A 26,248-nucleotide genomic window follows, 5' to 3' on the forward strand; every position below is an offset into this window, starting at 1 on the left:
CCATGACCGTCCTCACCGCCGGGGCCACCGCCGGCGCCGCCACCGCGGCCGCCACCGTCGAATTCCGCGGACTGCGCCGCCGGTTCGGCACCACCACGGCCCTCGACGGGCTCGACCTGACCGTCGCGCCCGGCGAACTCCTCGCGCTGCTCGGCCCGTCCGGCTGCGGCAAGACCACCGCCCTGCGCATGCTGGCCGGCTTCGAGCACCCCGACTCCGGCGCCGTGCTCGTGGACGGCAAGGACATCACCGGGGTGCCGGCGCACCGCCGCGACGCCGGCATGGTCTTCCAGTCGTACAGCCTCTTCCCGCACCTCAGCGTCCTCGACAACATCGCCTTCGGGCTGCGGATGCGCAAGGTCGCCAAGGCCGAACGCCGCCGCACCGCAGGTGAGTTGCTGGACCTCGTCGGCCTCGGCGACAAGGGCGACCGCTTCCCCCACCAGCTGTCCGGCGGACAGCAGCAGCGCATCGCCCTCGCCCGCGCCCTCGCCCTGCGGCCGCGCGTGCTCCTCCTCGACGAGCCGCTCTCCGCGCTCGACGCCAAGGTGCGGCTCACGCTCCGCGACGAGATCCGCCGCATCCAGCAGGAACTCGGCATCACCACCCTGTTCGTGACGCACGATCAGGAGGAGGCGCTGTCGATGGCCGACCGCGTCGCCGTGATGCGCGCCGGCCGCCTTGAGCAGTGCGCCCCGCCCGCCGAGCTGTACGGGCGGCCCGCGACCGCCTTCGTCGCCGAGTTCGTCGGCACCATGAGCCGCGTCCCCGGGTACCTCGACGGCAGCACCGTGGAGGTCCTCGGCCGGCGGCTGCCCGTGGACGGCGAGACGCCCGCGGGCGCCAGGGACGTCGACGTGCTCGTACGGCCCGAGGACGTGCGGATCGCGGCGGACGGCGCCCGCTCGGCCCGGGTCGTGGCGACGGCCTTCCTCGGCGCGACCACCCGGCTCACCGTGCGGCTCGCCGACGCCACCGAGGTCAAGGCGGACCTGCCGACGCACGAGGCGGCCGCGTTCGCGGCGGGAGATGCTGTGACGGTGACCCTGCGCGAACGCCCGGTGCTCGTCGCCGCGCGCTGACCGCCGCGCGCCGACCGTCGAGCGGGCCCCGGCCCGCCCCGCCCGAAGAAACAGAGAGTGAAGTACGTGAACTCCGAACTCCCCCTCCACGCCGTGCTCTTCGACATGGACGGCACGCTCGTCGACACCGAGGGCCTGTGGTGGGAGGCCGTGGAACTGGTCGCGGGCCGGGCGCTGACCGACGCCGACGAGCCCGACGTCCTCGGCCGGCCCGTCGAGCACACGGCCGACTGGCTCGCCGCCGAAAACGGCCGCGACGCCGGCGAGCTGGCGGCCGAGCTGCACCGGGAGTTCGCCGACCGGGTCCGGGCCGGCGTCGTGCCCCGGCCCGGCGCGCTCGGCCTGCTGACCGCGCTGGCCGGCGAGGGCGTCCCCACCGCCCTCGTCACCGCCTCGCCCCGGGCCGTCGCCGACACCGTGATCGCCGCGCTCGCGGCGCTCGGCGCGCCCGGGTTCGCGGTCTCGGTCACCGCCGACGACACTGCGACGACCAAGCCCGAGCCCGAGCCGTACCTCGCCGCCTGCCGCGCGCTGGGCGTCGAGCCCGGAGCCTGCGTGGCCGTCGAGGACACCCCGACCGGTGTCGCCTCGGCGGAGGCGGCCGGCTGCGCGGTGCTCGCGGTGCCCTCGCTCGTCGCGATCGACCCGGCGCCCGGCCGGACCGTGCGGGACAGCCTGGAGGGCGTCACGCCGGACCTGCTCGCGCGGCTGACGGGGCGCCGGCTCACCGTCATGAGCTGGAACCTGTGGCTCGGCGGCGGACTGGTCGAGGAGTACCGGGCCAAGCAGCTCGCCGTCATCCGCGCCTCGGGCGCCGACGTCATCGGCTTCCAGGAGACCGGGCAGCTCGCCACCCAGGAGCTGGCCGCCGCGCTCGGCTGGCACCACCACGCGGCCGGCGAGAACCTCGGCATCCTCAGCCGCCACCCGATCACCGCCCGCCTCGGCGACCCCGAGGTCGGCTTCTACGGGGCGGCGGGCGTCCGCGTCCGGATCGACGGCCCGGACGGCGAGCGCGAGGTCGACGTGTGGACCGCGCACCTCCACTACACCCCGTACGGCCCGTACGAGGCCGCCTTCGACGGGCTGCCGGCCGACGAGCTGATCGCCCACGAGGAGGTCCGGCTCGCCCAGATCCAGGACACCCTGGAGCGCATCCGCAAGGAGGCCGGCGAGGACCGGGCCGTCGTCCTCGTCGGCGACTTCAACGCGCCCTCCCACCTCGACCGGCCCGACGTCGCCTGGCCGGTGACCAAGGCCGCCGAGGACGCCGGACTCCGCGACTCCTACCGCGAGGCCCACCCCGACCCGGTGCGCGACCCGGGCCACACCTGGTCGCCGATCCACCCCGTCCACCCGGAGGAGGGCGAGCACGCCGGCCGCCCCGAGCCGCAGGACCGCATCGACTACGTCCTGCACAACGGCCGCGGCCTGCGCGTCCTCGACTCGCGGACCCTGGTCACCGGCGAGCCCCGCCCCTGGCCGGACTTCGCCGCCAACGAGTGGCCCTCCGACCATGCGGCGGTGATCACCACCTTCGCGCTCTAGGGCCTGTCCGGCGGATCAGGGTCGGACAGCCCCTGGGCGGCAAGCCCCCAGGGGCTACACCTCGCCGTCCGCCAGCTCCGCCACGCCCGTGATCCGGTGCAGCGGATACGTGCGGACCTCGTCGGCCGTGTGGTCGTAGCCGGTCACGAAACCGCCCTCGACCCGCACGGGCGCGATGACCCGCTGGCTCGCCGCGCCCTCGGCGTTGACGTAGCCGATCCACACGGCCGAGCCGGTGAGCGCCGCGGCCTGCACGGTCGCCAGGGTCTCGGCGGCGGAGGTACGGGGCAGGGAACCGGCCGCGACGGGGGTGGCGGCCGGCTCCTTCCGTGCCACCGTCGCCGCGCGGTCGCCCGCCCGGATCGCCTTCACCGCGGCCGTCAGCATCGTCGCGTCGGGCACCGGCGGGCCGTCCGGCACTGGTGCGGGCGCGGTCCGGTCGCCCGTCCGGTAGGCGTCGGCGCGGGTGATCAGCACATCGCCCTCCGCCGACTCGGCCGCCGGCGCGAACCCCATCGCGCGCAGCCCCTCCAGGAGCGAGACCGGGTCGGACGAGGAGGCCAGCACCGTCGGCGCGAGCCGGCGCAGCTGGAGCGCGGCCGCCCGCTTGTCGGCCAGGATCTCGCCGAGCATCGCGTCGTCGTCGCACCGCACGTACGAGGACGCCGCCCCGACCCGCAGGTGGCCGTGCCGGCGCGCCACGTCGTCGATGAGATAGGCGAGCGGCTGCGGCACGGGCGTGCGCGAGTGCGCCGTCAGGAAGCCGTGCAGGTCGGACGCGCTGCGCCCGGCGTCGAGCGCCCGGCGCACCGAGGCGGGCGTGAAGCGGTACACGGTCGCGCCGCCCTTGGACTCCACGTCGGCGAGCACGGACAGCGCGTCGGCGAGCGGGCGGCGCAGCGGCCCGGGCGCGACCGCCGTCAGGTCCGCCTGGAGCAGTACGTGGTCGACGGCCTCGGGCAGCAGCGGCCCGAGGAGCGTCGCGGCGCGCGAGGCGGCGACGGCGGGCTCGCAGTCGCCCGGGTGCCGGGTCTCCGGGGCGGCCTCGGCGAGCGGCAGGTTGAGCAGCGCGCGGGCGGGCGTGCCGAGCGCCCCGCGCCCGGTGATGCCGAGCTGCTCGGCCTCCTCCAGGGTCCAGGCGGCGATGCGTTCGCGCAGGTCGCCCGCGCCGGATGCCTCCGCGGCGCCGCGCAGCGGCCGGTCCCAGCGCAGCCGGGCGAGCACCGACTCGCGGTCGGCCGCCGCGCCCGGCGGCAGCGTCGCGAGCAGGGCGAGCACCCGGTGGCGCACCTCGGGCGCCATTCCGCGGTCCAGGCCCGGGCCGAAGGCGGCCAGGGTGCGGCCCTTGGCGTCCTGGGTGCCGACGAGGCCGGCGGTGCGGGTGGCGGCGAGCCAGGTGACGGCGAGCCGGGTCCAGCGTTCGGCGGGCGGGAGGTCGAGCCAGTCGTCGTAGGCGGGCGTGGGGGCGTACCGCTCGTCGGCCTCGCCGTCGGAGGCGAGCAGCCCGGCCCCGTACGCCAGTTCCATCCAGAAGGCGGTGGCCGGCTCGGGCAGGTCGAGGGCGCTCGCGGTGCGCTTGAGGTCGCGTACGGCGAGGCCGCCGGCGCGCAGCACCTGCGGGCCGCCCTGGTTCCAGGACTTCAGCAGCTCCTCGACGGTGGCGAGGGCCGCGTACGCCTGCCCGGCGGCCGCGTTGTCCACGACCTGTGGACGGTGCTCGCGGGTGACCACCAGCTCCGGGGCCACCGGCTCCGGCGCCTCGTGCGCCCGCCCGCCGCGCAGATGGAGGGCGGCCTCGCGCGGCAGCACGACCGTCCGCGCCGAGACGGGCAGCAGCAGGCCCCGGTCGCGCAGCCAGCGCACCGGCACCGCCGGATCGGGCGTGACCTCTCCGTACGGCGGGCCCCACACCAGCCGGTCCAGGACGGCGAGGGCCTCCGGCGGGGCCGTGTCGAGCAGCGCCGCCATCCTCGTGCGGTCCGTGAAGAGGTCCGTCAGGGCGGCCACCGCCGACACCGGGTCGTGCGTCGTCGGCAGCCCGGCCGCCGCGATGATCTCCTGGAGCCGGCCCGGCGACATCCCGGCCGTCGCCTCCGCGACCGTCGGCCCGAGCCCGGTGGGCGAGGGGTGCTGCGCGGACGGCGCGAGCAGCTCGCGCGCGGTCCGCACGAGCCGCAGCCGCTCGTCGTCGCCCCACACCAGCGCCTGCTCGCGCAGCAGTGCGACGGCGCGCGGCAGCGCCGCCTCGATCCCGGGATCGCCGGCGTCGCCCGCGAGCAGGCCGAGGAGCACCGGGTACGGGGCGGGGTCCGGCGCCACCGCGAGGGCCTCGGCGGCCTGGAGCGCGAACCGGTCGAGCCGTTCGAGCGCCCGGACGACCGAGGCGCGGGTGCCGGCCCGGGTGGCCAGCTGCGTCAGGTCGTTCGGGACCGGCGAGAGCAGGTCCGGGCGGGCCCGCAGCAGCGCGGCGAGCGCCTCGTCGCCGCCGGCGCGCAGCGCCTCCGCGAGCGTGCGCGGCGCGGCCGCGCCGGCACCGGTCCCGCCGCCGGCCCCGTCCCCGCTCCCGCCGCCTTTTCCTTCGGGCACGTGCGCCTCCCGGTCGAGCTCACCGATCCCCATCCGCACCACGTTAGCCCCTGTGCAGGCGCTACCGTCGTGCTGTGGGGACCGAGGGGATCGAGAACGAGCGAGTGACCGGGCGCCGCGCGGACGCCGAGGGGGACACCGAGGGGAACGCCGGGGGGAATGCCGGGGGCGACGCGCTGCCGGCGATCCCGGACGGGCCGGGTACGCCGGACGGGGCCGCGGCGCCGGCGGCGTCGGCTCCGGCCGTTCCCGGCCCGCGCCCGACGACGTCGGCTCCGGCCGTCCCGGGCCCGCGCCCGACGGCGTCGGCTCCGGCCGTCCCGGGCCCGCGCCCGGCGGCGTCGGCTCCGGCCGTTCCCGGCCCGCGCCCGGCGGCGCCGGCTCCGGCCGTTCCGGGGCCGCGCCCGGCCGACTGGTGGCGTGCGGACGCCATGGCCGCCGAGGCCACGCCCACCGGGCAGGTCCCCGGCTTCGTCGGCGGCGTGGAGATCCCCGAGATACTGAAGCCGCCGCCGTCCGAGGACGACGAGCCGGAGGATCCGGAGACCGGGGATCCGGAGTTCCCGGACGAGCCGCCGCGCCCTCTCGCCCGGCTCCGCGCGCTCCCGCGCTTCGGCAGCCCGCTGCTCGTGATCGCCGCGGCGCTGCTGCTCGCGGGCGCCGCCTTCGGCTCCCTCGTCCCGCTCGCCGCCGGCTGGGTCCTCGCGTACTTCTCCCGCGAGCGCCGCGGCGCCGCCCTGGTCGCCCCGGGCCTCGCCGCGGCCGGCGGCATCCTCTGGCTGTGGGGCCGGGTGGAGGGCCGCTGGGGCGCGCCGGTGCCGACGGGCAGCGCGGGCATGGGCGCGGCGATCGCCGACACCTGGCCCTGGACGCTGCGGGCCGCGGCGATCGCCTCGGCGCTGTTCCTGCTGTGGCGGGCGCGGCGCAGGGGGTAGGGGGCGTCTTGCCGGTCAGGCCGGGCTCGCGACGCCTGGCACCGCTCCTCGCCGCGTTGTCGTCAGTCGCCATGGTCCCCCGTAGCCCCTTCGGGCACGGGAGTGCCCCCACCGCGTTGGCTCCCGCCTCGGCCTTGCGATGCACGGCACCGGACGCCGCTCTCTGAGTGGCGGCGTCCAGTCCTGCACCTCTAGCCCTGCTCCTCGTCCCGCAGGACGAGGTCGAGCAGGCCCGGGAAGCGGGCGTCGAACTCGGCGCGGCGCAGCCGGTTGACCCGCTTGGGGCCCTGGTCGCGCTGCTCGACGAGGCCGGCCGCGCGCAGGACGGTGAAGTGGTGGCTGAGGGCCGCCTTGCCGACGGGCACGTCGAAGCTGCCGCAGGCCCGGGTCCACTCCTCGGACCCGGCGAGCTCGCGCACGAGCGCGAGGCGCACGGGGTCGGCGAGTGCGGCGAGCGCGGTGAGGACGGGCACGTCGTCGGGGTGGGTGTGCTCGGGCGCGGCCCGGTGGCGGGGCGTCGTCATGCCGTCCTCCCGTACACATCGTGGGTCGAAGCCTTGCGGAGTGTTCGATCCGGATCATACAGTCGGCAGTGTTCGCTTTTCATTGAACAGTCGACGGCGGTCGAGAACCGCCGAGCCGGAGGTGTGCCATGCGCGCGATCGAGCTGGGGGAGCACGGCGGTCCCGAGGTCCTGAAGGCGGTGGACGCCGACGTCCCCGCCCCCGGCCCCGGACAGGTGAGCATCGACGTGGCGTACGCGGGCGTGAACTTCGCCGACCTCAAGGCGCGCGCCGAGGGCTATCGGGTCGAGGCCCTGCCCTTCCGCCCCGGCCTGGAGGTCTCCGGCCGGGTGCGGGCGCTCGGCGCGGGCGTCACCGGCCTCGCCGTCGGCCAGGAGGTGGCCGCGCTGACCGAGAGCGGCGGCTACGCCGAGGTGGCCGTGGCCGACGCGACGACCGTCTTCCCGGTCCCGGCCGGCGTCGGCCTGCGCACCGCCGCCACCCTCCCGACCGTCCTGCCCACCGCCCAGGCCCTGGTCCACGCGGTCGGCCGGCTCCAGCCGGGCGAGACGGTCCTCGTGCACGGCGCCGCCGGCGGCATCGGCACCGCCGTCGGGCAGCTCGCGAAGGCGGCGGGCGCGGGCGCGGTGTACGGCACGGTGTCGTCGGCCGCCAAGGCCGCGTACGCCCGGGACCACGGTTACGACGAGGTGTTCGTCGGCGACTTCGAGCGCGACCCCCGCGCCCTGGAGAAGGCGGTCCGCGCGGCCACCGGCGAGCGCGGGGTCGACCTCGCCCTGGACCCGGTCGGCGGCGAGACCTTCAAGGCCTCGCTCGCCTCGCTCGCCGTCTTCGGCCGGCTGGTCTCCTTCGGCAACGCGGGCTCCGCCGAGCCGTGGCGGGTCGGCCAGCCCGAGCTCTACCCCACCGGGCTCACCGTCTCCGGCTTCTCGATCCTCACCCTCGCGAAGACCGGCCCCGCCGCCCTGCGCGCCCTCGCCGACCGCGCCTTCGCCCGGGTCGCCGACGGCACGGTCACGCTCCCGGTCACCGCCGAGTTCCCGCTCGCGGACGCGGCCGGGGCGCACCGTCTCATGGGCTCGCGCACGAGCACCGGGAAGCTGCTGCTCAAGGTCGGCTGAGCCGTTTCCGGACGGCCGGGGCCCGTTTCGAACACCTGGGCACAATGGCCGGCATGGACACCCGCATCGGCACGGCCCCCACGGTCGGCTTCGACCTCGACCTGACCCTCCTCGACACCCGCCCCGGCATCAAGGCCGCCTTCGAGGCGTTCTCCGCCGACGTCGGCGTCCCGATCGACGCCGACCTGGTCGTCACCCGGCTCGGCCCGCCGCTGGCGCAGGAGCTGGCGCACTGGTTCCCGCAGGAGCGGATCGCGGAGATGGTGGTGCGCTACCGCGAGTTCTACGGGCGGTACGCCATCGAGCCGACCGTCCCGATGCCCGGCGCGCGGGATGCGATTCAAGCCGTATCCGAGGCGGGCGGCCGGACCGTCGTCGTGACCGCGAAGAACGAGCCGCACGCCAAGCGGCACCTCATCCACCTCGGCATGGAGCCGGACGCCGTCGCCGGCGACCTGTGGGCCGAGGGCAAGGCGGAGGCGCTGCGCGCCCACGGCGCGAAGGTGTACGTGGGCGACCACGTCGGCGACGTGCGCGGGGCGCGTACCGCCGGCGCGTTCTCGGTCGCCGTCGCCACCGGCCCGTGCGCCCCCGAGGAGCTGCGCGCGGCCGGCGCGGACGTCGTCCTCACCGACCTGACGGACTTCCGGGCCTGGTGGGAGGGGTACCTGGCGGACTACCGCGGCTGACCGGCCGCCGCCTGGACGGCCCGCGCCCGGCGGCGCTGCACGGCGATCGACCGCAGCACGCCGGCCGCGGCCACCAGGAAGCCGACGCCCATCAGCATCGAGACGAGGTAGGCGACCGTCGGGAACGGCTTGGTCCCGAGGAACAGCGGAGCCACCGTGACCAGGGTCGCGACCGCGCCGACGATGAAGACGACCGCACCGGCCCGGACCAGGCCGTCACCCGGCGCGGGTTCGTCCGTCGGGGCCGAAGTCGGAGCCGAAAGGGTTTCACTACGCATTCGGCCAGGGTAGTTCCCTGGCCGGGAGGAACGGACCGGAGACGGCTTGTCACCGGGCCGCAGCCTATTAGCCTGGTGCCCGGCGGGTCGGTGACCCGCTGTATCTCTTTCATAGCCTTCATAGCCGGGATCCCGGCGCACCCAACGAGTACGAGGACGAGGACGGACGTGCCTACCGGCAAGGTCAAGTGGTTCAACAGCGAGAAGGGCTTCGGCTTTCTCTCCCGTGACGACGGCGGCGACGTCTTCGTGCACTCGTCGGTGCTCCCCGCCGGAGTCGACGCCCTCAAGCCGGGGCAGCGCGTGGAATTCGGCGTCGTCGCCGGTCAGCGCGGCGACCAGGCCCTGTCCGTGGTCGTCCTCGACCCGACCCCGTCCGTCGCCGCGGCGCAGCGCCGCAAGCCCGACGAACTGGCGTCCATCGTCCAGGACCTGACCACGCTCCTGGAGAACATCACGCCGATGCTGGAGCGCGGCCGCTACCCCGAGAAGGTCCACGGCAAGAAGATCGCGGGCCTGCTGCGCGCGGTCGCCGACCAGCTCGACGTATGAGCCGTTGAACCGTACGAGCTGAGCCGTACGAGCTGAGCGGTACGAGCCGAGCCGTACGAGCCCCCGTCAGGGGAAGCGCAGCGAGTCCGGGCCGAGGGGCGGTACGAGCCCCTCGGCCGCCGCGCGCGTCAGGAGCCCGCGCACGGCCGCGTAACCGGCCTCGCCGAGGTCGGCGGTGAACTCGTTGACGTAGAGCCCGATGTGCTGGTCGGCGACCTTCGGGTCCATCTCCTGCGCGTGCTCCAGGACGTACGGGCGCGAGACGGACGGGTCGTCCCAGGCCATCCGGACCGACGTCCGCGCCGACTCGGCGAGCAGCCGCAGCGTCTCCTCGCCGAGCGAGCGCTTCGCGACGATCGCGCCGAGCGGGATCGGCAGCCCGGTGGTGTGCTCCCAGTGCTCGCCCATGTCCGCGAGCGCGTGCAGCCCGTAGTTCCCGTACGTGAAGCGGGCCTCGTGGATGACGAGCCCGGCGTCCACCTTGCCGTCCCGCACGGCCGGCATGATCTCGTGGAACGGCAGCACCACGATCTCGCCGACGCCTCCGGGGACGGTGTCCGCCGCCCACAGCCGGAACAGCAGGTACGCCGTCGAACGCTCGCTCGGCACCGCGACCGTCTTGCCGGTCAGGTCGAGCCCGGCCTCCCGGGTCAGCACCAGCGGGCCGCAGCCGCGCCCCAGGGCGCCGCCGCAGGGCAGCAGGGCGTACTCGTCGAGGATCCACGGCAGCACGGCGTACGAGACCTTCAGGACGTCGTACGGGGCGTCGCCTTCGGCGGCCCAGCCGTTGGTCAGGTCGATGTCGGCGAAGGTCACGTCGAGGCGCGGGGCGCCGGGGACGCGGCCGTGGGCCCAGGCGTCGAAGACGAAGGTGTCGTTCGGGCAGGGCGAGTAGGCGATCTTCAGCTTGGGCATGACGGGAGCTCCACGAATGCGGTGCGGCTGAGCTGCTGGAAGGCGTCGCGCAGGGCGGCCAGGGCGTCGCCGATCCGCCAGGCGGCGCGGTCGCGCGGGCCGACGGCGTTGGACACGGCCCGGATCTCGACGACGGGCACCCGGTGCGCGGCGGCGGCCTCGGCCACGCCGAAGCCCTCCATCGCCTCGGCGACGGCGCCCGGATGACGCTCCGCCAGCTCGGCGGCGCGCCCGGCGGTGCCGGTCACGGTGGAGACGGTGAGGACGGGCCCGACGACGGCGTCCGGCAGCGCGGCGGCGATCCGGTCCGTCAGCGGCTTCGCGACCCGGTGCGCGGACCGCCCGAAGCCGAGTTCCTCGACGGCCAGGTAGCCGTCGGGCGTCTGCGCCCCGAGGTCCGCGGCGACGACGGCGTCCGAGACGACGACGGCGCCGAGCGGCGCGAGCGGCTGGAACCCGCCGGCGATCCCGGCGGAGACCACCAGGCCGTACGGGTCCCGGGCGCACGCGAGCGCGGTGGCGGTCGCGACGGCGGCCGCGGCCGGTCCGACACCGGCGGCGAGGACGTCGACGTCCCCGTGCCGGCGCAGCACGAAGCCGCCGGGCAGCGGGAGCTCCGTGCCCCCGGCCTCAGGACGGCCGAGGCCGGCGGCGACGGAGTCGGCCTCCGCCGCCACGGCCGTCACGACCAGGATCCGAGGGGACGGGGTCAGGACTTCTTCTTGAGGTTGAAGTGCCAGATGCCGGTCACGTTCTTGCCACCGCTCTCGACGATGGTGACCTGGGTCTGGTCCGGCGCGGCGCCCGTCTGGCTGGAGAAGAACGCGCTGGCCGGAATGGTCCGGTAGGTCTTCTTGAACGGCTCCGGCTCGGCGTTCTGGCCGTTCAGGAAGATCGTCCAGCCGTTGTCGGCGATCGACGGGTCGACACCGAAGCGGATCTTGTCCGCCTGCGGGTCGACGGTGATCGACTGCTCGGCCTTCTTGTTGAGGCAGGCGGGGATCTGCTTCTCCTCGATGGGGTGGCCATCGTTGTAGCAGGCGGCCTGGGAGTTCACCGACGAGGACCCGACCGTCACGGTCGCTACCGGGGTCGGCTTTTCGCAGGCGGAGAGGACGAGGAGCCCCGCGGAGACAGCCCCGAGGGCCACGGCGGCCCGGCGGCGCTTGGAGGTGAGGAACGCAACGGTCATGGCCCGAAGGCTATCGGTCCGCCGCGCTCATGCCACGCGGGGGTACGGCGTGCCGCCCCCGGGTTCCCTTGTGGGTGTTTCGCCCGGCTACGCCGCACGCGTCGTGGTGGACGCTCCCTTGCGCGGTCCGCGCTTGCGTGCGGCCGTGATCAGACCCCGTACCGCGAGCAGCCAGCCCACCCCCAGGAAGCCCGCCGCCACGGCCATGCCCAGCGTGCCGTTCAGCGGCAGCGCGATGCCGATCGCGCCGCCCACCACCCACGCCATCTGCAGCGCCGTCTCGGACCGGGCGAAGGCGGAGGTCCGCACCACCTCGGGCACGTCGCGCTGGATCAGCGCGTCGAGGGACAGCTTGGACAGGGCCTGGGTCAGGCCCGCCACGGCCGTCAGGACCGCCACCATCAGGCTGCCGAAGAACAGCGCGGCGCACACGGCCGTGGCCAGGACGATCGACAGCATCGTGGCGATGATCACCTCGGGACCGTGGCCGCGCTCCTTCAGGAGCGAGCCGACGGCCGTCCCGCACGCGTTGCCGACGCCCGCCGCCACCGCCACCATGCCGAGCGAGACGACCGCGCTCTGCCCGTTCAGCGGGTGCACGCGCAGCAGGAAGGCCAGGAAGAAGATCAGGAAGCCGGAGAGCATGCGCTGCGCGGCGTTCGCCTGCAGTCCGTGCAGGACGGCCGGGCCCACCGTCCGCAGGCTCGGCTTCTTCTCGCCGTGGGTGAGCAGATGGGCCCGCCGCTCGCCCTTGGCGGAGTCCACCTTGTGCGGCAGCCGCAGCGCCCAGTACGTGCCGAGCAGGAACAGCGCGCAGGCCCCGTACAGCGAACCGGCCGAGCCGAGCTTCTGCAGCCCGGCGCCGATCGGCGCGGCGATGCCGGTGGCCAGCAGGCCCGCGAGGGTGACGCGGGAGTTCGCCTTCACGAGCGAGAAGTCCGGTGGCAGCAGCCGTGGCACGACGGCGCTGCGGACCACGCCGTACGACCTGGAGGCGACCAGCACGCCGAGCGCCGCCGGATAGAGCTGGAGCCCGCCGGTGGCGACCGCGGCCGACATCAGGACGGCGAGCACGGCACGGGCCAGCATCGCGCCCGCCATGGCCGCGCGGCGGCCGTGCGGGAGGCGGTCGAGCAGCGGGCCGATGACGGGGGCGAGGAGGGCGAACGGGGCCATCGTGATGGCCAGGTAGAGCGCGACCCGGCCGCGCGCCTGGTCGGTCGGGACGGAGAAGAAGATGGTGGAGGCGAGGGCGACGGTGATCATGACGTCGCCGGCGCCGTTCACGGCGTGCAGCTCGATCAGCTTGCCGAGCCCGGACTCGCCGGCGCCGTGCGCGTGGGTGGCCCTGCGGATGCCCTTCGCGGTGCCGGTGAAGGGGAGGTGCAGGGCGCGGCCGACTTTCCGGCCCGCTCGGCTGAGCGGTCCGGCGCGGTCACCACGGTCACGATGATCGTGGGATCGTACGGGAGACCGTGCGGCTGCCACCCCGTCATAGTGCCCCAATCCGGGGCTCCGGGGGCGGGTGACGGGGCCCGGCGGGGCCGGTTCGGCGCGAATCGGAACCCCTTCCGGGGGTCTTCCGGCCGCCTGCCGACCCGCTCCGGACCGGCCGCCGATCGCCCGCGATGCGGGCCACTTGGGGCGGGCAGGTGGGCTGAGCGCGGCGAACGGGGTAGCGTGCGTAGCGCGCCACCGGCGGATGTTCTCGGCCGCGCGCCTCTTCGGCATCCCGCAGAATGGATGACGATAGGTGTGCCCGAGACATGCGAGACATCGTCGGGCGTGGACGTCGATGCGGCCCTCTGGTCCGCTCCGCCCACGGCCCGGAACCTCCCGCTCCTCGGCCGGCGCACCCGTGAGACGGCGTAGGAGAAGAGCGAGACCTGTGAGTGCTGCGACGACGCGAAGCCGTACCCCGCGAGCCACGCGTACCCCGCGAGCCACGCGAACCCCAGACCGTCTCTGCGCCGAGGCGGTAGACCTCGCGAGGGAGGCCGCCGAGGAGGCGGCCGCGCCCGGCGTGGTCGGCGAGCACGTGGGACTCGTCGCCGAGGGCGACCGGGTCGTCACGCACTTCTTCGAGTCCAAGGAGCCCGGCTACCGCGGCTGGCGCTGGGCCGTGACGCTCACCCGGGCCTCCCGCGCGAAGAACGTCACGCTGGACGAAACCGTCCTGCTGCCCGGCTCCGACGCCCTCCTCGCCCCCGAGTGGGTGCCGTGGAGCGAGCGGCTGCGCCCCGGCGACATGGGCCCCGGCGACCTGCTCCCCACCGAGCAGGACGACCTGCGCCTGGAGCCCGGCTACTCCGGCGAGGACGCGCCGCCGCCGAACTCCGTCGTCTCGGAGGAGATGGCCGACCACCTCGACGCCGAGGACGCCGAGATCACCCAGCGCGCCCCGTCGCGCGGCGCGATCGCGGCCGTCGCCGAGGAGCTCGGCATGCGCCGCGCCCGGGTCCTGTCCCGCTACGGCCTCCACCAGGCCGCCGACCGCTGGGACGAGGCCTTCGGCGCCAACACCCCGATGGCCCAGGCCGCCCCCGCGACCTGCGTCTCCTGTGCCTTCCTGGTCCCGCTCGCCGGCTCCCTGAAGCAGGGCTTCGGCGTCTGCGCCAACCAGTTCTCCCCGGCCGACGGCCGCGTCGTCTCCCTCTCGTACGGCTGCGGCGGCCACTCCGAAGCCGCCGTCATGCCCAAGCCCCCGCGCCCCGCGGCCCCCGTCCTCGACTCGGTCTCGGCGGACGAGTTCCCGCTCCGCCCGGCGGCGGACTCGGGCTCGACGACGGAGCCGGACGGGGCGTCGGAGGACCTGGGCCACTCGTAGGAGGGGCGCGGGGCGGGGCCGCGCGGCCGCGACGCCGCGGGCCACGCGGCGGCACGTCGCGGGGGCGGCCGGCGCCCCGTGTGCCCACCGCCCCCGTGGGACGCCTGCCCACAGCGAGGTGAACGGCCCCGGCGCGGTACCTTCGGGCACCGGTCACTTCCCGTGCCCGGCAGACCGGCAGCCCGCACCTCAGAAGGAGTCAGACGTGAGCGTCAGCGTCAGGACGTCGACCGACGGAGCCGACCCCTTCGGTACCGCACGGCTCCGCAGAGGCGTGCTCGACGCGTGGGCGGCGGGCCCGGCCCGCTTCCGCGAGGACGCGAACGCCGAGGAGGACCTGGTCCTCGGCGGGTACCGGGACCGGCTCGTCGTGGAGCTCGCGCAGAACGCCGCCGACGCCGCCCACCGGGCCGGCGTCACCGGGCGGCTGCGGCTGACGCTGCACCCGGCGGACGCCGACGGCCCTGCGGTGCTCGCCGCCGCGAACACCGGCGCGCCGCTCGACGCCGCCGGCGTCGAGTCCCTGTCGACGCTCCGCGCCTCCGCCAAGCGCACCGAGCGCGACACCGGCGCCGTCGGCCGCTTCGGCGTCGGGTTCGCCGCCGTGCTCGCCGTCTCCGACGAGCCGGCCGTCCTCGGCCGCCACGGCGGCGTCCGCTGGGCGCTCGCGGAGGCCCGCGAGCTGGCCGCCGACGTGGCCCGGCACAGCCCGGGCCTGGGCGACGAACTGCGCCGCCGCGACGGCCACGTACCGCTGCTGCGCCTCCCGCTGCCCGCCGAGGGCACCGCGCCCGACGGCTACGACACGGTCGTGGTGCTGCCGCTGCGCGACGCGGCCGCCGTCGACCTGGCCGAGCGGCTGCTCGACTCCGTCGACGACGCCCTGCTGCTGACCCTCCCGGGCCTGACGGAGATCGTCGTCGAGACGGCCGACGGCCGCACCCGCACCCTCACCCGAGCCGAACGCGACGGGTACGTCCACGTCGACGACTCCGCGACCGGCACGCACCGCTGGCGGACCGTCAGCCACGCCGGGCCCGTCGACCCGGCCCTGCTGAAGGACCGTCCGACCGAGGAGCGCCTGCGCCCGCACTGGTCGGTCACCTGGGCCGTACCGGTGGACGCCGACGGCGCGCCGCGGCACCCCCGCACCGACGCCGTCGTCCACGCCCCGACCCCCACCGACGAGCCGCTCGGCATCCCGGCCCTGCTCATCGCCTCCTTCCCGCTGGACACCGCGCGCCGCCACCCGGCGCCCGGGCCGCTGACGGACTTCCTGGTGGAGCGGGCCGGCGAGGCGTACGCCGAGCTGCTCGCCGACTGGCAGCCGGTGTCGACCGGCACCCTCGACCTCGTGCCGGGCCCGCTCGGCAAGGGCGCGCTCGACGGCGCGCTGCGGGCGGCGATCCTGGAGCGGCTGCCGCGCGTGGCGTTCCTGGCGCCCGCGGCCGCCTCCGAGGAGCTGCCGGCGCTGCGGCCGATCGAGGCGGAGGTCGTGGAGGGCGCGGGCGCGGAGACCGTCGCGGTGCTCGCGGAGGTCTTCCCGACGCTGCTGCCGGCGGGCCTGGAGCGCCGCGTGGAGCTGCGCACGCTCGGCGTGGGCCGGCTGCCGCTGACGGAGGCGATCGACCGGCTCGCGGGCGCGCACCGGACGGCGGAGTGGTGGTGGCGGCTGTACGACTCCCTCGCGGGCGTCGACCCGGACCGGCTGACGGGTCTGCCGGTGCCCCTGATGGGCACCGAGTCCTACGAGGAAGCGGCTGCCGAGGGCGACGTGGCGGGCCCGGTCGGCCCCCGCGTCCGCACCACCATCGGCCCCCGCCAGGTCCTCCTGCCGCAGGACCACACCCCCGTCGACCTCGCCCGCCTCGGCCTGAAGGTCGCCCACCCCGACGCCGCCCACCCGCTCCTGGAGAAGCTCGGCGCCGTGCCGGCGACCCCGCGGGCCGTGCTGACCACGCCGCAGGTGCGGGCCGCGGTCGCCGGTTCCCTGGACGCGGGGGAGATCTGGGACGAGGACGGCGACGCCCTGGACGCCGACGAGCTCGCCGAGACGGTCCTCGCGCTCGTCAGGGACGCGGACCTGGCGCCCGGCGACGAGCCGTGGCTCGGCGCGCTCGCGCTGCCCGACGAGGACGGCGAGCTGGCCCCGGCGGGCGAGCTCGTGGTGCCCGGCTCGGCGTTCGCGTCCGTGATGCGCGAGGGCGATCTGGCGCTCGTCGACGCCGACCTGGCCGCCCGCTGGGGCGAGCAGCCGCTCGCCGCGGTCGGCGTGCTCGCCGGCTTCCAGCTGGTCCGCGCCGCCGACCTGGTCCTCGACCCGGACGAACTGGAGCCGCGCGAGGGCGACTTCGCCGAGCCGGACGACGCCGGGCTGCTCGACTCCGTCGACGTGTGGTGCGAGGACGTCCTGGACCGGCTGCCCCAGACCCCGGTGCCGCCGGTCGCGACCGAGATCGTCGCCGTCCGGGACCTGGACCTGGTCGACGACGACGCCTGGCCGCAGGCGCTCGCGCTGCTCGCGCGGCCGCCGCTGCGGGACGCGCTGACCCAGCCGGTGCGGGTGCTGCTGCCGGACGGCACGACCGAGACCGTGCGGTCGTACACCGCCTGGTGGCTGCGCGACCATCCGGTCCTCGACGGCCGGCGCCCCGCCGGGCTGCGCGCGGCCGGCACGGACCCGCTGCTCGTCGGCCTGTACGACTCCGCCGACGCGACCGGCTTCGAGGACGAGCAGGTGCTGCGGGCGCTCGGCGTCCGCACCTCGGTGGCGGCCCTGCTCGACGAGCCGGGCGGCGCCGCCGAACTGCTGGCCCGGCTCGCCGACCCGGCCCGCGAGGTGTCCGGCGCCCAGCTCCACGCCCTCTACACCGCCCTGGCCGACCTCGACCCCGAGCAGGTCACGCTCCCCGACGAGCTGCGCGCGGTCGTGGACGGCGCCCTGGTCGTCGTCGACGCCGCCGACGCCCTCGTCGCCGACGCCCCCGACCTGCTCCCGCTCACCGGCGGCCTGCCGCTGCTCCCGGTCGCCCCGGCCCGCGCCGCCGACCTGGCGGAGCTGTTCCAGGTGCGCCGGCTGAGCGAGGCCGTCGAGGCCGAGGTGACGACGGTCGGCGAGGAGCACGAGGTGCCGCCGTCGGTCCACGCCCTGCTCGGCCCGGCCACCCCGGCCACGTACATCGAGCACGACGAACTGCGCGCGGCCGGCACCGAGCTCGACTGGCGCCGCACCCCGGACGGCGTCATCCACGCCGCCACGCTGGAGGGCGTGGCGGCGGGACTGGCCTGGGCGGCGGGCCAGTGGCCGCGCCGCTTCGAGGTGGCGGCGCTCCTGGAGGACCCGTCGCGGACGGCGGAGCTGGCCCGGGACCGCTGGTTCGACTGACGGACCGGGCCACCTGCCGCGGGTGCGATCGGCCCGCGGCAGGCGGCCCGTGTCCCTGACGTCGTTTCACACCGCCGGCGCCGGGCGCGCTCCGGGCCCGGCACACGGGTGTGGCCACCACCAGGGCCGGGACGCTCATTCCGGGGACCTGGCCCCGGCGCCCTCTCCCGCCCCGGCCGGCCCCAGGCCCGCCGGCCACAGCACCCCGGCGACGGCCGCCGCGCCCGCCTCGTACGGTCCCCGGCCCCGGCCCCGGCCCTGCCCCCGGCCCCGCCGCCGCGCCCGCCTCGTACGGTCCCCGGCCCCGGCCCCGCTCCCGGCCCCGCCGCCGGGCCCGCCTCTAGGTCCGCCGCGGCGGCAGCCCCATCGGGTTCGGGAACGGGATCGTCCCCGAGTCGCGCACCTCGTCGGACAGCGGGCGCAGCGCCGTCACCAGTCCGCTCGCCTCCGCCGCCGACAGGGCTTCGCGGTACGGGCGGACGGCCAGGGCGTCCGTGCGGGCCTCGACGTGGGTGCGCAGGGCGCGGCCCTGCGCGGTCAGGGAGCCGTCGGTGGCGAGCAGGCCGCGGGCCGCGAGGCGCTCGGCCGCCGCCCGCCAGTCGGCCTCCGTCCAGCCGCGGTTCTCGCGGAGCGTCGCCGTCGGTGCGCCGCCTTCCGAAGCGGCGAAGAGGACGTGGACCTCGCAGCCGTCCAGGCCCTCGGCGGTGAGGAGGGCGACATGGGCGTCGCCGCGGTGTTCGCGCAGGGTGGTGGTGGCCTGCCAGAGGGCGGCGACCGGGTCCTCGGGAGCGGTCAGGTCGCGGTTGGCGGCGAAGAGGGGGCGGCCGGCGCCGTCCGCGGCCCCGATCACCCGGGCGAGGAGCGGCAGCAGACCGGGTGCGGCCGCGGCCGTCGACGGGGCGAGGCGCCGGAGCGCCGTGGCCGCGGCGGCCGTGCGGGCCCCGATCACGGCCTTCGGCGTGGCGAAGCCCCAGGCGTCGGGGATGGCGCGCCGGACCATCGACGGGTGGAAGTTGTGGAAGGCGGCCTCCACCACCCCGGCGGCCACCGCGCCGAGCGGCGCGGCCCGGGCGGCGAAGTAGCCCATCCAGAAGCCGCGCAGACCGGCCGCGCGGTTGGCCTCGCGGCTCTCGGGCGAGAAGTAGGTGACGGCGTGCAGGGGTTCCATGGCCTGCCAGACCGTACGGGCGAATGCGGCGTCGGGTGAGGTGTCTGCCTCGTATGCCTTGTCCACGCCCGCCATGCTGCCAAAGGCGCGGGCGCCAAACGGCAAAGGGGCCCGGCCACTTGGTGTGGCCGGGCCCCTTCGGGCGTGCTGCCGGGTCAGCGCACGTCGACGTACTTGGGCGAGGTGGGCGCCCAGGTCGAGGTGGCGCTGCCGCCGTACACCAGGCGCCAGGAGCCGTCGTTCCACGCGGCGCGCCTGATGGTCACGGCGCCGGTGGCGTCGGTGGTCCCGGTGGCCGCGATCGTCCAGGTGGTGCCGGCGCCGGCCTTCTTGAACTGGAGCTCCACCTTCTGCCCGGCGAGACCGGTCTGCGCCCCGTACTCCCACGCGGCGCCGGTCAGCCGGCCCTTGACGGTGAGCGTGCCGCCGCGGGTGACGGGCTGCGGGGTGACGGAGGTCAGGGCGAAGGCGGAGGACCGGCGGAAGGTCGCCTGGCCGGGGACCGGGCCCTGGTAGACGCTCGCGCCGTCGGCGGAGTGGGCCCACGCGGCGATCGACCAGGCGCCGGCCAGCTTGTTGAGGCCGATGTAGGTGGCGGCGTTCATGTGGAACTCGGTCGTGCAGTCGTACGTGGTGCCGGTCGTCCGCTTGGTGCACTGGCCCGGGAAGATGTACAGCAGGCCGTCCGGGTTCGCGTACGCGCCGTGGTAGAAGTGCAGCCCCGCCGAGCCGAGGCCCCCGGGGGCGTCGACGGTGAAGCGCGCGTTGTACGTCTCCTCGCCACCGGACACCACCGGAACGATCGGCTTGGCGGAGTTCACGACGACGTTGCCGACCGTGATCGAACCGGCCTTGAGGGCGGTCTGGGTGCCGGGGCCCCCGAAGGCGCGGGTGATCGTCTGGGTGACGGTGCCGCCGGAGGTGTCCTTGCCGCCGATCCGGAGCGAGACGAAGGCGGCCGTGGCCGGAACGTCGACCGCGACCGTGCCGGACGCCGCCGTGTCGGCGCCGAGCGGGGCGGTCTGCCAGGTCGCGCCGTCGTCGAAGGAGTACGCGACGGAGGTGAGCGTGGCGGCGTAGGAGGAGACCCGGTTCGCCAGCGAGACGCGGACGGAGGCGGGCCCGGCCGGCACGCGGTTGCGCAGGTCGAGCCCGGGGACGTCGATGCGGGCGTCGAGCACCGGAAGCGTGGCGCTGAACTGGCCGAGCGAGCGGCTGGGCACGAGCCAGTCGGTCTCGATGCGCGTCGACAGCCGCGTCGAGTGATCCGCGCGGGCGGCGGTGTGGTGGATGCCGTACATGGCGTACGGGGCCACCGACAGCTCGTACCGGTCACCGACGGTCAGCGGGCCCGAACGGCCGAGCTCCTGGCCGTCGCCGGTGACGCGGTAGGTGTGTGTGGTGCTGAAGTCGAAGCCCGCCTTGCCGGTGGGGCCGGCGAAGCGGGTCTCGGCCAGGTAGAACTTGCCCTGGCGCCCGGCCGACTGTCCGTCGCCGACGGTGACGGGCCCTTGCCCGAAGGTCTCGGCGGGCGCCTCGCCCTGGGACCCGCCCAGATCCGGCAGCGGGAGATCGAGCCGGCCCTGCATGACCTTGCGGCTGAAGGTCTTGCCGGGGGTCAGGTAGTGGGTGAAGGTGCCCGGCGCCGGCACGTCGCTCGTCCGGTACGGCGACGCCCACCCGCCGCACAGGCAGGCGACGCCGTACCACGCGCTGATCCCGGCGCCCGAGGACCGTACCGTCGTCCGCGTCTTCAGTAGATCGGCGGTGCGCACCGCGGCGACGGGCGTGGCGGGGACGCCGTTCGTGAACGTGTGGACCAGGTCGTAGCGGTAGGGGCTGGGCCGGTTGGCCGTGGTGCCCTTGCGCGCGAGCACCTCGTGCAGCTGGAGGCTGACACCGGGCAGCGAGATCGGGTTCACGAGGACCTCGGTGGCGCCGCCGCCGGCAAAGCCGTAAATGTCGCCGTTGGGCAGCGTCAGTCCGACCGCCGAGTCGGCGCGGCCCGCGCTCGGATCGTCGACGGTGAGCCGCGTCGGCTTCGACGTCTTCGCGTCGATCGTCACGGTGAGCGGCGCCGTACCGACGGTGAAGGTCTTCGACAACAGGTGGGTCGGCTGCTGCCAGTTGCTCCACAGGCCGATGACCAGGTAGTCGCCGGGCGGCAGGTCGACCGTGCCGAAGTCGTCCCACTGCTCCTCGCGTACGTCGAAGTACTGCCAGGTGCTGCGGTTCCAGACGCCGATGTTGCCGCCCCAGTGGTACGTGTTGACCAGGTCGATCTTCACGCGCTGGAGGCCGGTGGCGGTAGCGGTGGCGGAGGCCGGCGCCTGTGCGGCGGCCGTGGACGTGGCGCCGAGGGTCGTGGTCGCCTGCGGGGTGCGCCGGCCCGTCGGCGTCACCTCGGTGCGGCCGCCGACCTTGGCGAAGGCGTACGGGCCGGAGGGCGCGCCGCCGGGTCCCGTGACGCTCAGCCCGCCGCGGCCGAGCGTGGCGGTCTCGCCGGTGCTGAGCCGGGCCTTCTGCGACGCGGGCGCGGGCACGGGTGCGGTGGCGCGGCTGTCCGCGACCCCTCCGGCCCGCTCCTTCGCACCGGCCGGCCCCACGAGCGCTGCCGCGGCCACCACGGCCCCGCACACCACTCCGGTCGCCCGCACCCACTGTCTTGTCCGACGCATGCGCGCCCCCCACTCGTCACGGGTGTTACGCAGGCAAGACCGCCCACCCGGCGAAAGGTTGTACGAGGGCTACGCCGGGAACCTCCGCCCCACCCACCGCCACACGAACTCCAGCAGCGCCGACGCCCCCACCGCGATCGCCACCGCCGTCCACGGCATCGTCACGCCCACCAGCTTCAGCGCGAAGAAGCTCTGCAGCGCGGGGACGACGAGCACCAGCAGGAACGCGCCGCCCATCGCCGCGACCAGGGCGATCCGCCACCAGGTGTAGGGCCGGGCGATGATCGCGAGGACCCACATGGAGACGAGGAAGAGGGTGAGGGTGGCGGCGCTGGTCTCGGCGTCGAGGGCGCCGGGGCCGGTGTAGTGGTGCCGGGCCAGGAGGTAGCTGGCGAAGGTGGCCGCGCCCGCGATGACGCCGGCGGGGATGGCGTACCGCATCACGCGCCGGACGAAGTGCGGCCTGGCGCGCTCCTTGTTGGGGGCGAGGGCCAGGAAGAAGGCGGGGACGCCGATGGTGAGCGTGGACAGCAGGGTGAGGTGGCGGGGCAGGAAGGGGTACTCGACCTGGCTGACGACGACGAGGATCGCGAGCAGCATCGAGTAGACCGTCTTGGTCAGGAAGAGGGTCGCGACGCGGGTGATGTTGCCGATGACCCGGCGGCCCTCGGCGACCACCGACGGCAGCGTGGCGAAGGAGTTGTCGAGCAGGACGATCTGGGCGACGGCCCGGGTCGCCTCCGAGCCCGAGCCCATGGAGACGCCGATGTCGGCGTCCTTCAGGGCGAGGACGTCGTTGACGCCGTCGCCGGTCATGGCCACGGTGTGGCCGCGGGACTGGAGCGCGGCGACCATGTCGCGCTTCTGCTGCGGGGTGACCCGGCCGAAGACCGCGTTCGCGTCGAGGGCCTCGGCCATCTCGTCGCGGTCGGTGGGCAGGGCGCGGGCGTCGACGGTGTTCGCGGCGCCGGGCAGGCCGAGCTTGCCGGCGACGGCGGCGACGGAGACCGCGTTGTCGCCGGAGATGACCTTGGCCGTGACGTTCTGGTCGGCGAAGTACGCGAGGGTGTCGCCGGCGTCGGGCCGCAGCCGCTGCTCCAGGACGACGAGCGCGGTGGCGCGGGCGCCGGCGGCCACGTCGGGGGAGTCGAGGTCGGCCGCGGCCCGGGCGAGCAGCAGCACCCGCAGGCCCTGCTCGTTGAGCCGGTCGATCTCGCCGAGCGCCGGGTCCCCGGCCGGCAGGAGCACGTCGGGCGCGCCGAGCAGCCAGGTGGAGTCCTCGCCGTCGCCCTCGCTGAACGCGGCGCCGCTGTACTTGCGCGCCGAGGAGAACGGCAGGGACTCGGTGCACCGCCAGTCCTCCGCGTCCGGGTAGGCGTCGATGACGGCCTGGAGCGAGGCGTTGGGCCGCGGGTCGGACTCGCCGAGGGCGCCGAGCACCTTCCGCACGTAGGCCTCGTCGGCTCCGTTCAGGGTGCGCAGCTCGGTGACGTCCATGCCGCCCTCGGTCAGCGTGCCCGTCTTGTCGAGGCAGACGACGTCGACGCGGGCCAGGCCCTCGATCGCGGGCAGCTCCTGCACCAGGCACTGCTTGCGCCCGAGCCGGATCACGCCGATCGCGAAGGCCACGGAGGTGAGCAGGACGAGGCCCTCGGGGATCATCGGGACGATGCCGCCGACGGTGCGGGCGACGGCCTCCTGGAAGCCGTGGCTCTTGACGACGAGCTGGCTGATGATGAGCCCGAGGGCGGTCGGCAGCATCATCCACGTCACGTACTTGAGGATCGTGGAGATGCCGGTGCGCAGCTCGGAGTGGACGAGCGTGAAGCGGGAGGCCTCCTCGGCGAGCTGGGCCGCGTACGCCTCCCGGCCGACCTTGGTGGCGGTGAAGGCGCCGCCGCCCGCGACGACGAACGACCCGGACATCACCGCGTCGCCGGGCCGTTTGAGGACGGGGTCGGCCTCACCGGTCAGCAGCGACTCGTCGATCTCCAGGCTGTCGGCCTCGGCGACCACGCCGTCGACCACGGCCTTGTCGCCGGGCCCGAGCTCGATCAGGTCGCCGAGGACGATCTCGGAGGTGGAGATCTCGGCGGCGACGCCGTCGCGCCGGACGGTGGGCTTGGCCTCGCCGATGACGGCGAGCCCGTCGAGGGTCTTCTTGGCGCGCAGCTCCTGGATGATGCCGATGCCCGTGTTGGCGATGATCACGAAGCCGAAGAGGCTGTCCTGGATCGGCGCGACGATCAGCATGATCAGCCACAGCACGCCGATGATCGCGTTGAAGCGGGTGAATACGTTGCCGCGGACGATGTCGGCGGTGGACCGGGAACCGCGGACGGGCACGTCGTTGACCTCGCCGCGCGCGACCCGCTCGGCGACCTCGGCCGTGGTGAGGCCGGCGGGGCGGTGCACGACGGGCGGTGCCGGGTCGGGCGGGCCGGGAGTGTCGGTCTGCGTCCGCTCAGTCATGTTCTCGACGGTACGACCGGATGCCCCCGGTCACCTGCCGAGGGGCGGCGGAGGGCCGACGGAGGGCCCGACGAGGGTCGGCGCAGGGGCCGGCGAGAGTCCGCCGAGGGCCCGGAGAGTGCGCCGAGGGCGGTTTACGCGGCCGGGGGCTCGCCCTGTGCGGCCCGTGCCGCCTCGTGGCGCTTGATCGCCGCGTCGCGCTTGCGCACGTACCAGATGCCGATGAGCCCGAGGCCCGCGCCGGCCAGGCAGGTCCACACCCAGGTGGTCGCGTGGTGGTCCTGGAACCAGCCGTAGAAGGGGACCTGGACGACGAACAGGACGAACCAGAGGATCGTGCCGCCGGTGATGGTGGCGACGACCGGCCCTTCGAGGGGCTCGGGTGCCTCGTGCTTCGGTGTCCACTTCGCCATGGGAGTCAGTCTAGGCGGCCGGTTTCGGTATCTACGCGCGGAGATGGACTGGCGTTCGTTCATGTGTTCATACTGAAACGGTTTGCCTCTGGCGGGTTTCCTTCGTATGAACCGCCAAAAGGGACTTATTTTCTCTCGAAGAGGAACCAACCCCCATGAGTACGACGGCCCCCGCCAAGGCCACGCCCGCCGAGGACCGGACCCCTCAGGGTCCCGTCTCCGGTCTCGACCGTTTCTTCAAGATCACGGAGCGCGGCTCCACTGTAGCCCGTGAGGTCCGGGGCGGCTTCGCCACCTTCTTCGCGATGGCCTACATCATCGTGCTGAACCCGATCATCCTCGGCAGCGCCAAGGACATGTACGGGCACCAGCTCGACGGTGGCCAGCTCGTCACCGCGACCGTCCTGAGCGCGGCCTTCACCACGCTCCTCATGGGCGTCATCGGCAACGTGCCGATCGCGCTCGCCGCCGGCCTTGGCGTCAACACGGTCGTCGCGCTCCAGCTCGCGCCGAAGATGTCCTGGCCGGACGCCATGGGAATGGTCGTCCTCGCCGGCCTCGTCGTGATGCTCCTCGTCGCGACCGGTCTGCGCGAGCGCGTCATGAACGCGGTCCCGACCGGCCTGCGCAAGGGCATCGCGATCGGCATCGGCCTGTTCATCATGCTCATCGGCCTCGTCGACTCGGGCTTCGTCTCCCGCATCCCCGACGCCGCGCACACCACGGTCCCGCTCCAGCTCGGCGGCAGCGGCCACCTCACCGGCTGGCCGGTGCTGATCTTCATCCTGGGCACGCTGCTGACGCTCGCGCTGATCGTCCGCAAGGTGCCGGGCGCGATCCTCATCTCCATCGTCGTGATGACGATCGCCGCGATGGTCGTCAACGCCGTCGCCGACGTCCCGTCCTGGGGTCTGACGACCCCGGAGTGGCCCGGCAACCCGGTCGCCAGCCCCGACTTCGGCCTGTTCGGCGCGTTCAGCCTGTTCGGCGGATTCCACAAGGTCGGCGTCCTGACGGGCGTGCTCTTCGTCTTCACCGTCCTGCTGTCCTGCTTCTTCGACGCCATGGGCACGATCCTCGGCGTCGGCGACGAGGCCAAGCTGATGGACAAGGACGGCAACTTCCCGGGCATCAACAAGGTCCTACTCGTCGACGGCCTCGCCGTCGCCTCCGGCGGTGCCACCTCCTCCTCCGCCACCACCTGCTTCGTGGAGTCCACGGCCGGTGTCGGCGAGGGCGCCCGCACGGGCCTCGCCTCGGTGGTGACCGGCGCGCTCTTCTCGGTCGCGCTGTTCCTCACGCCGCTCGCCACGATGGTCCCGTCGCAGGCGGCCACGCCGGCGCTGGTCGCCGTGGGCTTCCTGATCCTGGCGGGCTCCGTCAAGGAGATCGACTGGAGCGACTACACCATCGCCATGCCGGCCTTCCTGGCCATGGTGATGATGCCGTTCACGTACTCGATCACCAACGGCATCGGCATCGGCTTCATCTCCTTCACCCTGCTGCGGCTCGCGGCCGGGCGGGGCCGTGAGGTCCCGGTGGCGATGTACGTCGTGTCGGCGGTCTTCGTCTTCTACTACGCGATGCCGGCGCTGGGCCTGACCTGATCCCGGGAGACCGGGCCGGGGGGCGCGTCGGAGGCCCCGTAGAACTTCTCCGTCTCCTCGACGGCGGTCTTGAACCGTTCGTCGAAGTCCTCGCGAATGAGCGTCCGGGCGACATAGTCCTGGACGCTCATTCCGCGTCTGGCGGCGTGTCCGCGGAGCCGTTCGAGCAGCTCTCCGTCGATGCGCAGGCTGAGCACGGTCGATTCCATGCCCGCCAGGTTCGCGCCAGGGAAGGGCCTCGCGCGTCACTTTCCGGATCGCACTCACTCATTTGGG

The 26,248-nt window shown here is 74.9% G+C and carries 21 protein-coding genes; 9 read left to right on the top strand and 12 right to left on the bottom strand.

Annotated elements, in window-relative coordinates; all coding sequences use genetic code 11:
- The first annotated feature begins 2 nt into the window (after window positions 1-2).
- Window positions 3-1,082, top strand: coding sequence for an ABC transporter ATP-binding protein (locus tag ACFYU9_RS11535; RefSeq protein ID WP_389344337.1), 1,080 nt, complete (start codon window positions 3-5; stop codon window positions 1,080-1,082).
- Between the two features lie 57 nt (window positions 1,083-1,139).
- Window positions 1,140-2,630, top strand: coding sequence for an HAD-IA family hydrolase (locus tag ACFYU9_RS11540; protein WP_389344339.1), 1,491 nt, complete (start codon window positions 1,140-1,142; stop codon window positions 2,628-2,630).
- A gap of 54 nt (window positions 2,631-2,684) precedes the next feature.
- Here ACFYU9_RS11540 and ACFYU9_RS11545 read toward each other — a convergent pair whose 3' ends face one another.
- Complete coding sequence (locus ACFYU9_RS11545) at window positions 2,685-5,249, bottom strand: helicase C-terminal domain-containing protein (protein WP_389344341.1); 2,565 nt, start codon at window positions 5,247-5,249, stop codon at window positions 2,685-2,687.
- Between the two features lie 41 nt (window positions 5,250-5,290).
- Between ACFYU9_RS11545 and ACFYU9_RS11550 the strand changes: the two genes are divergently transcribed.
- Entirely contained in the window at window positions 5,291-6,151 is an 861-nt protein-coding gene (locus ACFYU9_RS11550; protein ID WP_389344343.1) for a hypothetical protein, read from the top strand.
- Window positions 6,152-6,342: 191 nt separating this feature from the next.
- Here ACFYU9_RS11550 and ACFYU9_RS11555 read toward each other — a convergent pair whose 3' ends face one another.
- Window positions 6,343-6,675: an ArsR/SmtB family transcription factor gene (locus ACFYU9_RS11555; protein ID WP_389344345.1), complete on the bottom strand. Its 333-nt coding sequence runs from the start codon at window positions 6,673-6,675 to the stop codon at window positions 6,343-6,345.
- 128 nt (window positions 6,676-6,803) lie between these two features.
- Here ACFYU9_RS11555 and ACFYU9_RS11560 point away from each other — a divergent pair, with 128 nt between their 5' ends.
- The gene (locus tag ACFYU9_RS11560; RefSeq protein WP_389344347.1) at window positions 6,804-7,796 is read left to right on the top strand and encodes a zinc-binding alcohol dehydrogenase family protein; all 993 of its coding nucleotides are present in this window, start codon (window positions 6,804-6,806) and stop codon (window positions 7,794-7,796) included.
- 53 nt (window positions 7,797-7,849) lie between these two features.
- The gene (locus ACFYU9_RS11565) at window positions 7,850-8,485 is read left to right on the top strand and encodes an HAD family hydrolase (protein WP_389205033.1); all 636 of its coding nucleotides are present in this window, start codon (window positions 7,850-7,852) and stop codon (window positions 8,483-8,485) included.
- Here the strand turns inward: ACFYU9_RS11565 and ACFYU9_RS11570 are convergent.
- Window positions 8,473-8,763, bottom strand: coding sequence for a hypothetical protein (locus ACFYU9_RS11570; protein WP_389205032.1), 291 nt, complete (start codon window positions 8,761-8,763; stop codon window positions 8,473-8,475). The genes ACFYU9_RS11565 and ACFYU9_RS11570 overlap by 13 nt on opposite strands.
- A 168-nt stretch (window positions 8,764-8,931) precedes the next feature.
- Here ACFYU9_RS11570 and ACFYU9_RS11575 point away from each other — a divergent pair, with 168 nt between their 5' ends.
- On the top strand, window positions 8,932-9,315 hold the full coding sequence (locus ACFYU9_RS11575) for a cold-shock protein (RefSeq protein WP_389205031.1): 384 nt from the start codon (window positions 8,932-8,934) through the stop codon (window positions 9,313-9,315).
- Between the two features lie 66 nt (window positions 9,316-9,381).
- On the opposite strand, the gene ACFYU9_RS11580 is transcribed toward ACFYU9_RS11575, so the two are convergent.
- The 4 genes from ACFYU9_RS11580 to ACFYU9_RS11595 all read right to left on the bottom strand — a co-directional run bounded on the left by ACFYU9_RS11580 (window position 9,382) and on the right by ACFYU9_RS11595 (window position 12,910).
- Window positions 9,382-10,230 carry a 1,4-dihydroxy-6-naphthoate synthase gene (locus tag ACFYU9_RS11580; protein WP_389344349.1) on the bottom strand — a complete coding sequence of 283 codons (849 nt, stop codon included), beginning with the start codon at window positions 10,228-10,230 and terminating at the stop codon, window positions 9,382-9,384.
- Complete coding sequence (locus ACFYU9_RS11585; RefSeq protein ID WP_389344351.1) at window positions 10,218-10,916, bottom strand: futalosine hydrolase; 699 nt, start codon at window positions 10,914-10,916, stop codon at window positions 10,218-10,220. Before ACFYU9_RS11585 ends, ACFYU9_RS11580 begins: the two co-directional genes overlap by 13 nt.
- Before the next feature lie 23 nt (window positions 10,917-10,939).
- On the bottom strand, window positions 10,940-11,422 hold the full coding sequence (locus ACFYU9_RS11590; protein WP_389205028.1) for a DUF2771 domain-containing protein: 483 nt from the start codon (window positions 11,420-11,422) through the stop codon (window positions 10,940-10,942).
- An 87-nt stretch (window positions 11,423-11,509) separates the two neighbouring features.
- The gene (locus ACFYU9_RS11595) at window positions 11,510-12,910 is read right to left on the bottom strand and encodes an MFS transporter (protein WP_389344353.1); all 1,401 of its coding nucleotides are present in this window, start codon (window positions 12,908-12,910) and stop codon (window positions 11,510-11,512) included.
- A gap of 400 nt (window positions 12,911-13,310) precedes the next feature.
- Between ACFYU9_RS11595 and ACFYU9_RS11600 the strand changes: the two genes are divergently transcribed.
- Both ACFYU9_RS11600 and ACFYU9_RS11605 read left to right on the top strand, forming a co-directional pair.
- Window positions 13,311-14,249 carry a DUF3027 domain-containing protein gene (locus tag ACFYU9_RS11600; RefSeq protein ID WP_389205025.1) on the top strand — a complete coding sequence of 313 codons (939 nt, stop codon included), beginning with the start codon at window positions 13,311-13,313 and terminating at the stop codon, window positions 14,247-14,249.
- 205 nt (window positions 14,250-14,454) lie between these two features.
- The gene (locus ACFYU9_RS11605) at window positions 14,455-17,634 is read left to right on the top strand and encodes a sacsin N-terminal ATP-binding-like domain-containing protein (RefSeq protein ID WP_389344355.1); all 3,180 of its coding nucleotides are present in this window, start codon (window positions 14,455-14,457) and stop codon (window positions 17,632-17,634) included.
- A gap of 340 nt (window positions 17,635-17,974) precedes the next feature.
- On the opposite strand, the gene ACFYU9_RS11610 is transcribed toward ACFYU9_RS11605, so the two are convergent.
- From ACFYU9_RS11610 to ACFYU9_RS11625, 4 genes are all read right to left on the bottom strand, one after another.
- Entirely contained in the window at window positions 17,975-18,868 is an 894-nt protein-coding gene (locus ACFYU9_RS11610; protein WP_389344357.1) for a hypothetical protein, read from the bottom strand.
- Between the two features lie 89 nt (window positions 18,869-18,957).
- The gene (locus tag ACFYU9_RS11615; protein WP_389344359.1) at window positions 18,958-21,480 is read right to left on the bottom strand and encodes a hypothetical protein; all 2,523 of its coding nucleotides are present in this window, start codon (window positions 21,478-21,480) and stop codon (window positions 18,958-18,960) included.
- A gap of 69 nt (window positions 21,481-21,549) precedes the next feature.
- The gene (locus ACFYU9_RS11620; protein WP_389344361.1) at window positions 21,550-23,952 is read right to left on the bottom strand and encodes an HAD-IC family P-type ATPase; all 2,403 of its coding nucleotides are present in this window, start codon (window positions 23,950-23,952) and stop codon (window positions 21,550-21,552) included.
- Between the two features lie 134 nt (window positions 23,953-24,086).
- Window positions 24,087-24,365, bottom strand: a complete 279-nt coding sequence (locus ACFYU9_RS11625) for a DUF2530 domain-containing protein (protein ID WP_389205020.1) — start codon at window positions 24,363-24,365, stop codon at window positions 24,087-24,089.
- 155 nt (window positions 24,366-24,520) lie between these two features.
- On the opposite strand from ACFYU9_RS11625, the gene ACFYU9_RS11630 reads away from it, so the two are divergent.
- Window positions 24,521-25,972, top strand: a complete 1,452-nt coding sequence (locus ACFYU9_RS11630) for an NCS2 family permease (protein WP_389205019.1) — start codon at window positions 24,521-24,523, stop codon at window positions 25,970-25,972.
- Here ACFYU9_RS11630 and ACFYU9_RS11635 read toward each other — a convergent pair.
- Entirely contained in the window at window positions 25,942-26,181 is a 240-nt protein-coding gene (locus ACFYU9_RS11635; protein ID WP_389344363.1) for a ribbon-helix-helix protein, CopG family, read from the bottom strand. The two genes, ACFYU9_RS11630 and ACFYU9_RS11635, sit on opposite strands and share 31 nt — an antisense overlap.
- Between the last annotated feature and the right edge of the window lie 67 nt (window positions 26,182-26,248).

The organism is Streptomyces sp. NPDC004327 (genome assembly GCF_042873935.1).
GTDB lineage: Bacteria > Actinomycetota > Actinomycetes > Streptomycetales > Streptomycetaceae > Streptomyces.